The sequence below is a fragment of the Vineibacter terrae genome (genome assembly GCF_008039615.1).
Lineage (GTDB): Bacteria > Pseudomonadota > Alphaproteobacteria > Reyranellales > Reyranellaceae > Vineibacter > Vineibacter terrae.
The window spans coordinates 132,248-144,745 of record NZ_VDUZ01000005.1 but is presented as its reverse complement, the minus strand read 5'-3'; the positions used below and the strand labels follow the sequence as shown (position 1 = coordinate 144,745).

Below are 12,498 nucleotides of genomic sequence, written 5' to 3'. Positions count from 1 at the left end.
AGCATTCACCTGAGCTCACCATGAAGCAGTCGTCGTCATGCCACCCTCGTCCCGTCACGCCAGACCGTGCGCACCACGGGCTGGCCATCCACCAGGCGCACGCGCACGAGATCGCCGCGGCGGCCGACCTCGATGGCGCCGCGGTCGCTCAGGCCGACGGCCTCGGCCGCCGTCTGCGACACTGCCGCCATCGCCTTGGGCAGGTCGATGCCGGGCACGTCCTGCGCCAGCTTGAATGCCGACTCCACCAGGCTGGTGGGCACATAGTCCGACGAGACGATGTCGAGCAGGCCCAGCTCGGCCAGCATGCCGGCCGAGACGTTGCCGGAATGCGAGCCGCCGCGGATCAGGTTGGGGCCGCCCATCACCACCTTCATGCCCCCCGCGCGCGACAGCCGTGCCGCCTCGACCGTGGTCGGAAACTCGGCCACCACCATGCCGTCGGCCAGGGCCTCGGCGACGTGATCGGGCGTGGCGTCGTCATGGCTCGCCATCGGCACCCCGTGCTGCTGGCAGATCGTCGTCACGGCGCGGCGGTTGTCGGCGCTGTGGCGCGCGCCGCGGGCGCGGGCCATGTCGAGATAGGTGTCGAGCTCGGTCTCGCTGAAGCCATACTTGCCCTTGTAGTACTCGCGGTACTTGTCCGGGTTCACGAACTGCCGCTGGTCCGGCGTGTGGTCCATGATCGACACCAGCCTGACGCGGGGATCGCCGATCATGTCGGCCAGCATGTCGGGCATCTGCGGGTAGCTCACCTCGCAACGCAGATGCAGCAGGTGGTCGCTGCGCAGCATGCCGTTGTCGCGCGCCGTGCGGGTGCCGCCCAGCATCTCGGCCAGCGACGTGATGCGCATGTCGTGGTCCTGGGTCGAGCCCAGCGCGATGGCATCGAACACCGTGGTGATGCCAGCGGCGGCGATCTGCGCGTCGTGCGCCATGGCGGCCGACACCGACGGCCAGCGCACGCCGGGCCGCGGCGCGAAGTGCCGCTCCATGTTGTCGGTGTGCAGCTCGACCAGGCCGGGGATCAGATAGTCGCCGTCGAGCCCCTCGCCCGCCGCCGCGCGCCCCGCGTCGATCGCCGCGATGACGCCGCCCTGCACCACTACGGTGCCGGTGACGACGGCCTGCGGCGTGACGATGCGCGCGTCCGTGAGAACCAGCTCAGACATCAGGCCACCTCCGCCAACCGCGGCGCCAGATCGAAGATGCGCGTCGCCAGCGCCTCGCGCGCCGCCGCGTCATGCAGGATCGCCAGGATGGCCGCGCCGTCGCGGCGCGCCTCCTGGATCAGCTCGACCACCACACCGCGGTTCGCGTCGTCCAGCGACGCGGTCGGCTCGTCAAGCAGCAGGATCGGATAGCGGGCGATGAAGACGTGCGCAATGTTCACCCGCTGCTGTTCGCCGCCCGAGAATGTGGCCGGCGGCAGGTCGAACAGGCGCGAGGGGATGTTGAGGCGCTCCAGCAGCGCCGCGGCGCGCCTGCGCGCATCGGCCGCCGCGATGCCGCGCGCCAGCAGCGGCTCGGCCACGATGTCGATGGCCGGCACGCGCGGGATCACGCGCAGGAACTGGCTGACATATCCCAGGGTGCGCCGCCGCAGGTCATGGACCTGCCGCGGGGCCGCGCCCACCAGCTCGACCGAGGTGCCGTCATGCGCGACCCTGATGCTGCCGCCATCGGCGGCGTAGTTGCCGTAGATGCAGCGCATCAGCGTGCTCTTGCCGGCGCCCGAGGGGCCGCGCAGCACCACGCTTTCGGCCGGAAACAGGTCGAGGTCGACGCCACGCAGCGCGTCGATCCGCACGCCGCCGCGCAGATGCAGGGTGAAGGTCTTGCGCAGGGAGCGGATGCGAAGAGCAGGTTCGTCGGCACGCATGGTCACACCGAAAGCGCTGAGGACACGAGGAGCTGGGTGTAGGGATGATGCGGATCATCGAGCAGGCGGTCGGTCAGGCCGCCTTCGACCACCTCGCCGCCCTTCATCACCAGGAGCCGGTCGGCAAGCAGCCGCGCCACGCCCAGGTCGTGGGTGACGATCACGGCCGACACGCCTGTTTCGCGCACCAGCCGGCGCAGCAGGTCGAGCAGGCGCGCCTGCACCGAGACGTCGAGCCCGCCGGTGGGCTCGTCCATCAGCACCACGCGCGGATGCGTCACCAGGTTGCGCGCGATCTGCAGGCGCTGCTGCATGCCGCCGGAGAAGGCGCGCGGCGCATCGTCGACGCGCGCGGTGTCGATCTCGACCTGCGCCAGCCAGTCGATCGCCGCCTGCCGCAGGTTGCCGTAGTGGCGGTGGCCCAGCGCCATCAGCCGCTCGCCGACATTGCCGCCGGCGCTGACGTCCAGCCGCAGCCCGTCGCGCGGGTTCTGGTGCACGAAGCCCCACTCGGTGCGCAGCAGCCGGCGGCGCTTGGCCTCGGCCAGGGCCAGCATGTCGACCGCCGGACCGGCGGCGGTGCGGTAGAGCACCGTGCCGTCATCCGCCGGCAGGCGGCCGCCGACGCAGTTCAGCAGCGTGGTCTTGCCCGACCCGGACTCGCCCACGATGCCCAGCACCTCGCCGGGCCAGAGCTCGAAGCCGACGTCGCGCACGGCGGTGCGCAGCCCGAAGCGCCTGGTCAGGTCCCGGACCTCGAGGATGGGTTGCTCCTTCATCGGTCAATCCCCCTTCCGGCCCGGGGCGGCGCCGTCCGCGGCCGCCTGCCCGTAGCCCGCCGGCATGCCGGCGCCCTGATGGCCCTGGGCGCGGCGCTCGCCGCAATAGTCCGTGTCGGAGCAGACGAAGGCGCGGTTGCCGCTGTCATCGACCACGATCTCGTCGAGGAAGCTGTCGTTGGAGCCGCACAGCGCGCAGCAATGCTCCCAGCGCTCGACCTCGAACGGATGGTCCTCGAAGTCGAGCGACTTCACCGACGTGTAGGGCGGCACGGCATAGATGCGCTTCTCGCGCCCGGCGCCGAACAGCTGCAGCGCCGGCATGCGGTCCATCTTGGGGTTGTCGAACTTGGGGATCGGCGAGGGCCGCATCAGGTAGCGGCCGTTGACCATCACGGGATAGTCGTAGGCCGTCTCGATGCGGCCGTAGCGCACGATATCCTCGTAGAGCTTCACGTGCATGGCGCCGTACTCGGCCAGGCCGTGCATCTTGCAGGTCTCGGTCTCGCGTGGCTCCAGCCAGCGCAGCGGCTCGGGGATCGGCACCTGGTAGACGATGACCTGGCCCTCGGCGAGCCGGGTCTCGGGGATCCGGTGCCGGGTCTGCACGATCGTGGCCTGGTCGGTGCGCTCGGTCGTGGCCACGCCGGTCATGCGGCGGAAGAAGCCGCGGATGCTGACGGCGTTGGTGGTATCGTCGGCGCCCTGGTCGATCACCTTCAGCGTGTCGTCACGGCCGATGACGGCGGCCGTCACCTGGATGCCGCCGGTGCCCCAGCCGTAGCTCAGCGGCATCTCGCGGCTGCCGAACGGGATCTGGTGTCCGGGGATCGCCACCGCCTTGAGGATGGCGCGCCGGATCATCCGCTTGGTCTGCTCGTCGAGGAAGGCGAAGTTGTAGCCGTCCTCGGCCACGGGCTCGGTCATCGCGTTCATTCCGCGGCCTCCGCAAGCGCTGCTTCCGCCGTCTGCGCCGCGGCGCGCCGCATGGCGCGGATGACGGTGAGCTCCGACTGGAAATCGACGTAGTGGGGCAGCTTGAGATGCTGCACGAAGCCTTGCGCCTCGACGTTGTCGCTGTGGTAGAGCACGAACTCCGTGTCCTGCGCCGGCGAGCTCACCTCCTCGCCCAGCTCGGCGGCGCGCAGCGAGCGGTCGACCAGCGCCATGGCCATGGCCTTGCGCTCGCCGTGGCCGAAGCTGGTGCCGTAGCCGCGCGTGAACTGCGGCGGCTCGGTCTTGGAGCCGGCGAACTGGTTCACCATCTGGCATTCGGTGAGCTCGATGTCGCCCAGCTCGACGGCAAAGCCCAGCTCCGGCGCCTCGAGCTCGACCGTCACCTCGCCGAAGCGGATCTCGCCGGCGAAGGGATGGTTGCGGCCGTAGCCGCGCTGGGTCGAGTAGCCCAATGCCAGCAGGAAGCCCTCGTCGCCACGCGCCAGGTTCTGCAGGCGCATGGCACGCGAGGCCGGGAAGCGCAGCGGCTCGCGCGTGAGGTCGGCCGGCGGCGCCTCGTCGGCCGGCACCACCTCGGCCTCGATCAGGCGCTCGCGGTTGAGCACGTCGATCACCGGCGGCAGCGTGTCTGCCAGCGGCGCCTCGGCGACCGGGGCCGCGGGCGGCTCGCCGTTGGCGGCCAGCGTGAAATCGAGCAAGCGATGCGTGTAGTCGAAGGTCGGGCCCAGCACCTGGCCGCCTGGCACATCCTTGAAGATCGCCGACACGCGCCGCCGCACCGTCATGCGGCCGGTCTCCAGCGGCAGGCTGGCGCCGAAACGCGCCAGCGTCGTGCGATAGGCGCGCAGCAGGAAGATGGCCTCGACCTGATCGCCGCGCGCCTGCTTGAGCGCCAGCGCCGCCAGGTCGGGGTCGTACAGCGAGCCTTCGGTCATCACCCGGTCGACCGCCAGACGCTGCTGCTCGCGGATCTGCGCGATGCTGAGCTCGGGCACGCCGGGATCGCCGCGCCGCTCTTCCGCCAGCCAGGCATGGGCGTTGGCGATCGCCCGCTCGCCGCCCTTGACCGCCACGTACATGACTACGACTCCATGATCGTCGTGCGCGGCAGCGCCGCGACACGATGGCCGCACGTGAACACGACATCGACGCCGCGCGGGAATGCCGCCTGCATGGCGCGCCGATCTGTGCACCAGTTCTGTGACAGGCCGGCGACTGAAAGCCGTGCCTGCGTGGCGATGCCCGGCCCGCGCAAGGTCCAGCCGGCATCGTCGGCCAGCGCCTTGACCTGCACGATGAGGGTGGTGCTGGCCTCCGGCACCTCGTCGGTGCCCCAGTCGAACCCATCCAGCGCCGGCATCTGCAGCGGCGCCAGCGCCACGGCGAAGGCAGCGACGCCGGTCGCCGATGCAACCGGCGCGCCGGTGTGGAACGCCAGCCAGCCGGCGACCGCCTCGGCCGCGGCATCGAGCCAGACAGGCGTCTCGCCGTCGCACAAGGTCAGCAGCAGCGAGGCCGTCGCAGGATCGAGGCCCTGCGGCACGGCGCGCGGTCCGGGCACCGTCACGATGCGGCCCGGATGGGCCATGGCCTCGAGCAGCTTGCGGAACGATCCCTGGGCGTCGTGGACGGCGTCGGCGAAGCCGGGCAGTGCGGTCGTGGTCATGTCACTCTCCCCGGACCACGGTGAAGAAGTCGACGCGGGTGGCGGCGGCGCGGGCCAGGGTCCGGGCGCGCTGCACCTGGCGGCGCTGCTCGGCCGGCGCGATCACGTCGTCCTCGAGCGCCTGCGCCCGCGCCGGGTCCTGCAGCAGCGCATCGAAGACGGCCACCAGCTCGGCCTTGCGGCGATCGCGGCCGGCGACGTAGCCGACGCCCAGCGCGCCGTCCTCGCCGCGCACGACGCAGCGCGTCACGGTCATCTCGCCGAGGTTGAACGGCGCGCCGGTGCCGCCGGCACGGCCGCGCACCATCACCAGGCCGGTCTCGGCCGGCTTCACCACGTCGTAGCGCGGCACCGGCGTGATTCTGCGCAGCGCGCCTTCGAGCGCGTCGCGGTCGGTGCGGGCCAGCGCTGCCAGGCGGCGCTTGCGGCTCGCGATGTCGTCCGTCTTTTCCATCTCGACAACACGCTCACTTGTCTATACAAGATGATTGTCAACGTAGCCTTGCCCGATGACCGTTGCAAGACCTGCCGATGAAGGTTTGACGACATGCGCACCAAGGAGGCCGCGCCGCCCAAATGGCGCCGCATCGCCGAGACGCTCGCCGCCGAGCTGCAGGCCGGCGCCTGGAAGCCGGGTGACCGCCTGCCCGGCGAGTACGCCCTGGCCGAGCGCTTCGACGTCAACCGCCACACGCTGCGCCAGGCGGTGTCGCACCTGGAGAACGAGGGCCTGCTGCGTGCCGAGCAAGGGCGCGGCATCTTCGTGCCCGACCCGCCGATCCACTACGCCGTCACGCCGCGCACGCGCTTCAGCGACAATGTCGGCCGCGCCCAGCGCCGCCCGTCGCGCCAGCTGATCAAATCGTCGGAGGTGCCGGCCGACGCGGCCATCGCCGAGGCGCTGGAGGTGCCGGCGGACACGACGCTGATCCGGCTCGAGACCATGAGTTTCGCCGACGACCGGCCGGTCGGCATCGTCAGCCACTACTTCTGCAAGGCGCGCGTGCCCGCCATCGTCGAGGCGTTCAAGGCGGAGCGGTCGATCACCGCGGCGCTGCGCCGCTGCGGCGTCCCCGACTACAAGCGCCGCACCACGCGCATCTCGGCGCAGCTGATCTCCAACGCCGACGCGCGCCTGCTGGGCGTGCGCCGCGGCCGCGCCGTGCTGGTCACCGACAGCGTCAACATCGAGCCCGACGGCCGCCCGATCGACTACGGCCATGGCCGCATGCTGGGCGACCTGATGACGTTCGTCGTCGAATTCTGACTACGCCGTCGCCACGCGCCTGGTGCCGATCAGCCCCAGCCGCAGGCGGGTCGAGAGCCAGTCGATCGCAGCCACCGCGATCAGCACCAGGATGATGATGAAGGCCACGTGCTGGAACTCGAGGACCCGGATCTGCTCGGCCAGGTGCAGGCCGATGCCGCCGGCGCCGACGATGCCGATGATGCTGGCCGAGCGCGTGTTGGACTCGATGAAGTACAGCACCTGGCTTGCCATCACCGGCAGGACCTCGGGCAGGATGCCGAAGCGCACGCGGTGCGGGCCGCCACCGCCGGTCGACAGGACACCCTCGACCGGCCGCTTGTCGGCGGCCTCGATCGCTTCGGAGAACAGCTTGCCGAAGGAGCCGATGTCGGAGGTCATCACGGCCAGCACGCCGGCGAACGGCCCCAGCCCCACGACGTTGATCCAGATCAGCGCCCAGACCAGGACGTCGACGCCGCGCAGCGTGTCGAGCGAGCGGCGCGTCAGGAAGCGCACGACCCGGCCGATGGTGGCGTTGCGCGCCGCCAGGAAGCCGAGCGGAAAGGCCAGCGCCGCGCCCAGCAGCGTGCCCAGGAAGGCGATCGCCAGGGTCTCGCCCAGCGCCTTCAGATAGATGATCGCGCGGTCGACCGAGCCCGGGTCCGGCGGCAGCATCATGACGAAGACCGAGGCGAGCTTGCCCAGCCCATCGATCATCCGGGGATGAAGGAAGCCCAATGCCGCCAGGCCGTAGATAAACAGCGCCACGAGCCCGGCGAGCACAGCCAGCATCGCGCGGTTGCGCCGCCACGCCGGGACGAATACGTCGGGATAGCGTCGGCGCATGGCTTCGACGGTCGTGCTCATGCCGATGTCCCCGCGTCGATCAGCCGGTGCCGGATGCGCTCGGTGCCGAAGTCGATCAGCGCCACGGTCACGATGATCAGCACCAGGATCGCCGATACGTCGGCGTAGTAGAACTTGCGGATCGCCTCGATCAGGTCCTGGCCGATGCCGCCGGCGCCGACGAAGCCCATCACCGAAGCCTCGCGGACGTTGATCTCGAAGCGCAGCAGCGTGTAGCTCACGAAGTTGGGCAGGACCTGGGGGAAGGCGCCGATGCGCACGACCGCCGGCCAGGATGCGCCGGTGGCGGCGACGCCTTCCACCGGCTTCATGTCGATGTTCTCCACCACCTCGAAGAACAGCTTGCCCAGCGCGCCCATGGTGTGGATCGCGATCGCGAGCACGCCCGGCAGGGGCCCCAGGCCGAAGGCGATGACGAAGATCAGCGCGAAGACGAGCTGGGGGAACGTGCGGCAGAACTCCAGGTAGCGCCGCGTGACGGCCCGCACCACCGGATGCGGCGAGACGTTGCTCGCCGCCAGGAACGCCAGCACGATGCCGGCTGCGGCGCCCAGCGCCGTGCCGACATAGGCGATCAGCAGGGTCTCGCCCAGCAGCGACAGCCAGCGCTGCAGCCCCCAGTACCATTCGACCGGGTCGGTCCACACCATCTGGCCGCTCTCCAGCACGAAGAGGCGGCCGATATAGCTGCTGAACTTGTCGATGTTGGTGAACAGCTTGCCGAGATCGACCTCGGCCGAAACGGCCGAGACCGCGATACCGACGGCCACGCAGACGGCGATCAGGACCGAGCGCCATCGCTTGGCGCGCACCGCGTCGCGATAGGCCTCGTGGAGCACCGCCAGGCGCGGCGTGTCGAGCTTGAGGGGAGGCGAGGACAAGGGCTGGACCAGCGTCAAAAAGGAAGCCGCCGGGCCCGTTTCGGACCCGGCGGCGATGTCGTGGCGTCAGCTCTTGGTCTTGCGCAGCTGGTCGATGAACTTCACCAGCTCGACCACCGGCTCATAGAACTTGTGGTCGACGGTCTTGAAGCCCTGGTCCTTGCCGTCCGACAGCTTGTCGAACGCCGCCTTGGCCTTGGTCGGGGCCTCGGCGAACGCCTTGCGGATCGCGGCCTTCAGGTCGTCGGGCAGGTCGGCCATGTAGGCGAAGGGCGAGTTTGCGATCAGGTCGGACTTGTAGATGATGCGGAAGTCCTCCTTCTTCGCCATGCCCTTGCTGGCCATGCGGGTCAGGTTGGAGTCGTCGTCGGAGTTCAGCCAGTTGGCGGCGACGTCGACCGTGCGCTGCTGCAGGGCGATGATCGCGTTCTCGTGGCTGCCGGTGTAGACCACCTTGCCGAAGTAGCTGTCGGGGTTGATCTTCATCTTGTTGAGCGCGAAGCGCGGCACGTTGTTGCCCGACGTCGAGTTGGGGTCCACCAGCCCGAGGTTCTTGCCCTTCAGGTCGTCGATGCTCTTGTAGGGGCTGTCGGCGCGCACATAGAAGACCGAGTAGTAGCCCACCGAGCCGTCGGTGTTGATGGTGGTGGCGAACGGCTCGACCTTGACGCCGGTGATGTAGGCACGGGCATAGGACGCAGGACCGTAGCCGCCGATATGGATGTTGCCCGAACGCTGCCCTTCGATCACGGCGGCGTAGTCGTTGGCGACGCGCAGCGTCACCTTCACGCCCAGCTCCTTGGACAGATACTCGATGAAGGGCGCATAGCGCTCGGTGACGCCCGAGGCGTTCTCGGCCGGCACGACCGCGAACACCAGCTCGGGGTACTTGGCCTTCCACGACTGCGCCCGGGCGGTGCCGGCGGCGACGAACACGGCAGCGGCCGACGAGGCGAGCAGGAAATGGCGACGATGGAACATGACGATCTCCGTGTAGGGGATGATGTCACTGCGCCGGGATGCCGGACGCGGCGATGCTGAGATGGGTTGTCGATGCGACATAGGCCGCGGCCGGCAGCGGCTCGGGGTCGCCGACAACGTCACCGGCCTCCAGGCCGTAGAGTTCGCGTGCCCGGGCGTTGGAAAGCGCATTGGGCGCCTCGTCCAGCACCAGCCGGCCCGCCACCAGGCCCAGCAGCCGGTCGCAGTATTCGCGGGCGAGGTCGAGGCTGTGCAGGTTGCACATGACCGTGATGCCGAGGTCGCGGTTGATGGCCTGCAGCGCGTCCATCACCAGGCGCGTGTTGCGCGGATCGAGCGACGCCACCGGCTCGTCGGCCAGGATGATGTCCGGCTCCTGCACGAGCGCGCGCGCGATCGCCACGCGCTGCTGCTGGCCACCCGACAGCGTGTCGGCGCGCTGGGCCGCGAGATGGGCCATGTCGAAGCGGTCCAGCGCCGCCAGCGCCGCCGCCTTGTCGGCGTCGGACCACAGCTTCAGCAGCGACCGGCCGGTCGGCACGTTGAAGGAGCGGCCGATCAGCACATTGGTCAGCACGTCCAGCCGGCCCACGAGATTGAACTGCTGGAAGATCATGGCGCAGCGCGCGCGCCAGGCGCGCAGGCCGCGGCCGCCGAGCGCGCCGACATCGGCCTGGTCGTACAGGATCCGACCCTCCGATATCGTCTCCAGGCGGTTGATCATGCGCAGCAATGTCGACTTGCCGGCCCCCGAGCGGCCGATCACGCCCACGAGCTGGCCCTTGGGAATGACGGCGGTGACGCCATCCACCGCCCGCTTCTCGGCAAAGCGCTTCGTCACCTGTTGCAGACGCAGCATCACGACCCCCGGGTTCGACTTCCGACAGCGGTACGCAGCTTTAGCTGCCGACCCGTGACGGAATGATTGCAGTTAGGTGTCAGTCCACAGGCCGGCTGTGGGGGCAATCGGCGCTAATAACTTGCTATCACGTCATCAACTATGTACGGTCCGGCCATGGCAACGCTCAGCGATACCGGCGGCGCGCGCCCGCGCACCAAGACCGCCGCCGCGCGGCCGCGACGCACGCAGGCCGAGCGGCGGGCCGAATCGGAGCGACGGATGCTGTCGGCGGCGGCGGACCTGATCGCCCAGCAAGGCTTCGGCGCCACGACCCTGGAGCAGATCGGCACGCGCGCCGGCTACAGCCGCGGCCTCGTCAACCAGCGCTACGGCTCGAAGGAGAACATGGTGAAGGCGCTGGTCGGGCAGATGCACGCCAATTTCTACCGCCAGGCCTTTCCCGATTCGCTGAGCGCGCCCAAGGGCCTGCCGGCCATCTGCGAGGTCGTCGACATCTACATGCAGACGTTCTATCGCGCCGGCAGCGCGATGCGCGCCTACTACGTGCTGATGGCAGAATCGCTGGGCGTCATCCAGGAGATCCGCGACACGTTCGTGGCCGCTACCGGCTCCTTCCGCACCCGCTTCGAGGAGCAGCTGCGGCACGCCAAGCGCGCCGGCGAGGTCAGCCGCGACCTGCACGTGCCATCGGCGGCGACCCTGATCCTCAGCCTGCTCACCGGCGTCTGCTTCCTGTGGATGATCAGTCCCGAGAGCATGGACCTGCGGACGCTGCGCCGCACGGCCATCAAGGCCGTCGAGCACGCCCTGAAGCCACCATCATAGACAACGAGACACGAGAGCATGGGCACTGACGCCGATCCCTTCGCCGGCCTGGTAGGCAAGGCCATCGCGGGCGCCATACCGGGCGCCACCGGCATCGCAAACCTGAAACGGCTGTCCGGCGGCGCCAACAAGGAAACCTGGTCGTTCGACGTGCGGTGCGACGGGGCGCAGGGCAAGAATGGACTGCTGCCGCTGGTCCTGCGCCGCGCGCCGCGCGGCGTCGATGTGGGGCGCAGCAACCTGCTGTCGCTGGAGCGGGAAGCGGCTGTGGTCCAGGCCGCCGCCGGCGCCGGATTGCCGGCGCCGCGCGTGCGCTACGTGCTGCAGCCCGACGATGGCCTCGGCCACGGCTTCTTCATGGACCGCATCGAAGGCGAGACCCTGGCGCGGCGGATCCTGCGCGACGAGGCCTTCGCCGCGGCCCGCCCGCTTCTCGCCGGCCAGTGCGGCGCCATCCTGGCGCGCCTGCATCGGCTCACGGCGTCTGCCGTGCCCGGGCTGCGCGTGGCGCCGATCCTGACCGAGCTCGGCAACGTCCGCACGCTGTACCGGTCCTACCGCCACCCGCATCCGGTGTTCGCGCTGGCGTTCCGCTGGCTCGCCGAGCGCGCGCCGGCCTACGCGCAGACCGACCTCGTCCTGGTGCATGGCGATTTCCGCCACGGCAACCTGATCATCGGGCCAGAGGGTGTGCGCGCCGTGCTCGACTGGGAAGGCGCCCATATCGGCGACCCGATGGAGGATCTGGCCTGGATCTCGGTGAACTCCTGGCGCTTCGGCAACATCGACCAGCCGGTCGGCGGCTTCGGCCAGCGCGAGGATCTGTTCGCCGGCTACGAAGCCGCGGGCGGCCGCACGGTGGATCGCGACCGGGTGCGGTTCTGGGAAGTGTACGGCACGTTGAGATGGGGGATCGGCTGCATGGGCATGTATGCGACATTCGCCAGCGGCGCCGACCGCTCGGTGGAGCGCGCGGCAATCGGCCGTCGCGCCTCCGAGACGGAGATCGACCTGCTGGCCTTGATCACCGGCAAGGGCTGGGCCTGACCATGCAGGACCAGCCCTCCGCCATCGAGATCCTCGCCGCGGTCGCCGACTTCCTGCGCCAGCACGCCATGCCGCAGCTGCAGGGCCACACCGCCTTCCATGCCCGCGTCGCAGCCAACGCGCTCGACATCGTGCGCCGCGAGCTCGAGATCGCGCCGCAAGCCAACGCCGAGGAGCATCAGCGCCTGCGCACGCTGCTCGGTGCCGACGGCTCCCTGGAAGCGCTCAACGAGGCGCTGTGCGAGCAGCTCGAGAACGGCACGCTCACGGCGCAGAATCCCGACCTGGTCGCGCATCTGCGACGGACGACCATGACCAAGCTCGCGATCGACCAGCCGGCCTACTCGGCCTATCGCCGGGCGCTGGCCGAGGACAAAGCCGCGACATCAGAATGAATGCAGGAAGCGAAGTCTGCCGCGTCGCTTCATGGTGAGCCTGTCGAACCATGAAGCCTCGTACGACCTCCGTGCGAACCGCTTCATGGTTCGACAAGCTCACCATG

The 12,498-nt window shown here is 69.7% G+C and carries 15 protein-coding genes; 4 read left to right on the top strand and 11 right to left on the bottom strand.

Going from position 1 to position 12,498, the window contains the following annotated elements; genetic code table 11:
* Window positions 1-35: 35 nt before the first annotated feature.
* Genes FHP25_RS06290 through phnG form a run of 7 tightly spaced genes read right to left on the bottom strand, consistent with a single transcriptional unit; the run spans window position 36 to window position 5,738 of the window.
* The gene (locus FHP25_RS06290; RefSeq protein WP_147846051.1) at window positions 36-1,175 is read right to left on the bottom strand and encodes an alpha-D-ribose 1-methylphosphonate 5-triphosphate diphosphatase; all 1,140 of its coding nucleotides are present in this window, start codon (window positions 1,173-1,175) and stop codon (window positions 36-38) included.
* A complete protein-coding gene (phnL, locus tag FHP25_RS06285) occupies window positions 1,172-1,882 on the bottom strand; it encodes a phosphonate C-P lyase system protein PhnL (protein ID WP_147846050.1) in 711 nt (236 codons plus the stop codon). Before phnL ends, FHP25_RS06290 begins: the two co-directional genes overlap by 4 nt.
* A 2-nt stretch (window positions 1,883-1,884) precedes the next feature.
* Complete coding sequence (phnK, locus tag FHP25_RS06280; RefSeq protein WP_147846049.1) at window positions 1,885-2,661, bottom strand: phosphonate C-P lyase system protein PhnK; 777 nt, start codon at window positions 2,659-2,661, stop codon at window positions 1,885-1,887.
* A 3-nt stretch (window positions 2,662-2,664) separates the two neighbouring features.
* On the bottom strand, window positions 2,665-3,597 hold the full coding sequence (locus FHP25_RS06275; RefSeq protein ID WP_269434381.1) for an alpha-D-ribose 1-methylphosphonate 5-phosphate C-P-lyase PhnJ: 933 nt from the start codon (window positions 3,595-3,597) through the stop codon (window positions 2,665-2,667).
* Window positions 3,594-4,697, bottom strand: coding sequence for a carbon-phosphorus lyase complex subunit PhnI (locus FHP25_RS06270; RefSeq protein WP_147846048.1), 1,104 nt, complete (start codon window positions 4,695-4,697; stop codon window positions 3,594-3,596). Before FHP25_RS06270 ends, FHP25_RS06275 begins: the two co-directional genes overlap by 4 nt.
* A 2-nt stretch (window positions 4,698-4,699) precedes the next feature.
* Window positions 4,700-5,284: a phosphonate C-P lyase system protein PhnH gene (gene phnH / locus FHP25_RS06265; protein WP_147846047.1), complete on the bottom strand. Its 585-nt coding sequence runs from the start codon at window positions 5,282-5,284 to the stop codon at window positions 4,700-4,702.
* Between the two features lies 1 nt (window position 5,285).
* Complete coding sequence (gene phnG, locus FHP25_RS06260; RefSeq protein ID WP_147846046.1) at window positions 5,286-5,738, bottom strand: phosphonate C-P lyase system protein PhnG; 453 nt, start codon at window positions 5,736-5,738, stop codon at window positions 5,286-5,288.
* A gap of 93 nt (window positions 5,739-5,831) precedes the next feature.
* On the opposite strand from phnG, the gene phnF reads away from it, so the two are divergent.
* The gene (phnF, locus tag FHP25_RS06255) at window positions 5,832-6,551 is read left to right on the top strand and encodes a phosphonate metabolism transcriptional regulator PhnF (RefSeq protein WP_147846045.1); all 720 of its coding nucleotides are present in this window, start codon (window positions 5,832-5,834) and stop codon (window positions 6,549-6,551) included.
* Here phnF and phnE (FHP25_RS06250) read toward each other — a convergent pair whose 3' ends face one another.
* The 4 genes from phnE (FHP25_RS06250) to phnC all read right to left on the bottom strand — a co-directional run bounded on the left by phnE (FHP25_RS06250) (window position 6,552) and on the right by phnC (window position 10,121).
* Window positions 6,552-7,400, bottom strand: coding sequence for a phosphonate ABC transporter, permease protein PhnE (phnE, locus tag FHP25_RS06250; RefSeq protein WP_147846044.1), 849 nt, complete (start codon window positions 7,398-7,400; stop codon window positions 6,552-6,554).
* Window positions 7,397-8,281 carry a phosphonate ABC transporter, permease protein PhnE gene (gene phnE, locus FHP25_RS06245; RefSeq protein ID WP_147846043.1) on the bottom strand — a complete coding sequence of 295 codons (885 nt, stop codon included), beginning with the start codon at window positions 8,279-8,281 and terminating at the stop codon, window positions 7,397-7,399. Before phnE (FHP25_RS06245) ends, phnE (FHP25_RS06250) begins: the two co-directional genes overlap by 4 nt.
* A gap of 66 nt (window positions 8,282-8,347) precedes the next feature.
* Window positions 8,348-9,262, bottom strand: a complete 915-nt coding sequence (gene phnD, locus FHP25_RS06240; protein WP_147846042.1) for a phosphonate ABC transporter substrate-binding protein — start codon at window positions 9,260-9,262, stop codon at window positions 8,348-8,350.
* Window positions 9,263-9,287: 25 nt separating this feature from the next.
* On the bottom strand, window positions 9,288-10,121 hold the full coding sequence (gene phnC, locus FHP25_RS06235) for a phosphonate ABC transporter ATP-binding protein (protein ID WP_147846041.1): 834 nt from the start codon (window positions 10,119-10,121) through the stop codon (window positions 9,288-9,290).
* Window positions 10,122-10,277: 156 nt separating this feature from the next.
* On the opposite strand from phnC, the gene FHP25_RS06230 reads away from it, so the two are divergent.
* Genes FHP25_RS06230 through FHP25_RS06220 form a run of 3 tightly spaced genes read left to right on the top strand, consistent with a single transcriptional unit; the run spans window position 10,278 to window position 12,391 of the window.
* On the top strand, window positions 10,278-10,949 hold the full coding sequence (locus FHP25_RS06230) for a TetR/AcrR family transcriptional regulator (RefSeq protein ID WP_178133333.1): 672 nt from the start codon (window positions 10,278-10,280) through the stop codon (window positions 10,947-10,949).
* An 18-nt stretch (window positions 10,950-10,967) separates the two neighbouring features.
* Window positions 10,968-11,996 (top strand): phosphotransferase family protein, encoded by a 1,029-nt coding sequence (locus FHP25_RS06225; RefSeq protein ID WP_178133332.1) that lies wholly within the window; start codon window positions 10,968-10,970, stop codon window positions 11,994-11,996.
* Window positions 11,997-11,998: 2 nt separating this feature from the next.
* Window positions 11,999-12,391, top strand: a complete 393-nt coding sequence (locus FHP25_RS06220) for a DUF6285 domain-containing protein (protein WP_147846039.1) — start codon at window positions 11,999-12,001, stop codon at window positions 12,389-12,391.
* Window positions 12,392-12,498: the final 107 nt, after the last annotated feature.

Coding starts and splice junctions, on each gene's coding strand:
- phnL (WP_147846050.1), bottom strand. CDS start 1,882: ATGCGTGCCGACGAACCTGCTCTTCGCATCCGCTCCCTGCGCAAGACC.
- phnK (WP_147846049.1), bottom strand. CDS start 2,661: ATGAAGGAGCAACCCATCCTCGAGGTCCGGGACCTGACCAGGCGCTTC.
- FHP25_RS06275 (WP_269434381.1), bottom strand. CDS start 3,597: ATGAACGCGATGACCGAGCCCGTGGCCGAGGACGGCTACAACTTCGCC.
- FHP25_RS06270 (WP_147846048.1), bottom strand. CDS start 4,697: ATGTACGTGGCGGTCAAGGGCGGCGAGCGGGCGATCGCCAACGCCCAT.
- phnH (WP_147846047.1), bottom strand. CDS start 5,284: ATGACCACGACCGCACTGCCCGGCTTCGCCGACGCCGTCCACGACGCC.
- phnG (WP_147846046.1), bottom strand. CDS start 5,738: ATGGAAAAGACGGACGACATCGCGAGCCGCAAGCGCCGCCTGGCAGCG.
- phnF (WP_147846045.1), top strand. CDS start 5,832: ATGCGCACCAAGGAGGCCGCGCCGCCCAAATGGCGCCGCATCGCCGAG.
- phnE (WP_147846044.1), bottom strand. CDS start 7,400: ATGAGCACGACCGTCGAAGCCATGCGCCGACGCTATCCCGACGTATTC.
- phnD (WP_147846042.1), bottom strand. CDS start 9,262: ATGTTCCATCGTCGCCATTTCCTGCTCGCCTCGTCGGCCGCTGCCGTG.
- phnC (WP_147846041.1), bottom strand. CDS start 10,121: ATGCTGCGTCTGCAACAGGTGACGAAGCGCTTTGCCGAGAAGCGGGCG.
- FHP25_RS06230 (WP_178133333.1), top strand. CDS start 10,278: ATGGCAACGCTCAGCGATACCGGCGGCGCGCGCCCGCGCACCAAGACC.
- FHP25_RS06225 (WP_178133332.1), top strand. CDS start 10,968: ATGGGCACTGACGCCGATCCCTTCGCCGGCCTGGTAGGCAAGGCCATC.
- FHP25_RS06220 (WP_147846039.1), top strand. CDS start 11,999: ATGCAGGACCAGCCCTCCGCCATCGAGATCCTCGCCGCGGTCGCCGAC.